We start from the raw sequence: 335 nt of genomic DNA, 5'->3' as shown, positions 1-335 counted from the left end.
CGCAAAGCCTTAGGCGACCAAGCATCAAACCCCAGTTACATTGAAACCATCCGCAAACGCGGTTACCGCACCCTTGCCAAGGTTGAGTTTCCCATTGGTCACCAAACAAGAATTACGACTGAGCCATGGCAAGGCCAATCACCCTTTCCCGGCTTACGCGCATTTGAACCGAACGATGCCGAGGTGTTTTTTGGTCGGGGTGAACAAGTCGATACCTTACTCAATCGTATTACAGCACAAATCAAATTCGGCCGCGCATTTTGCTTAGTACTTGGCCCAAGCGGCACAGGTAAATCGTCGTTAATTAATGCCGGTGTTATTCCTAACCTAAAAAG

Annotated in this window: 1 protein-coding gene; it reads left to right on the top strand. The window is 48.7% G+C overall.

Going from position 1 to position 335, the window contains the following annotated elements; all coding sequences use genetic code 11:
- On the top strand, positions 1-335 hold a 335-nt coding region (locus AAEY78_RS12450), incomplete at both ends, for an nSTAND1 domain-containing NTPase (protein WP_352339652.1).

The sequence above is a fragment of the Psychrobacter sp. 16-MNA-CIBAN-0192 genome, from assembly GCF_040309565.1.
In the GTDB taxonomy this organism is placed as follows: Bacteria; Pseudomonadota; Gammaproteobacteria; order Pseudomonadales; family Moraxellaceae; genus Psychrobacter.
This window is presented reverse-complemented; position numbering and strand designations above follow the sequence as displayed.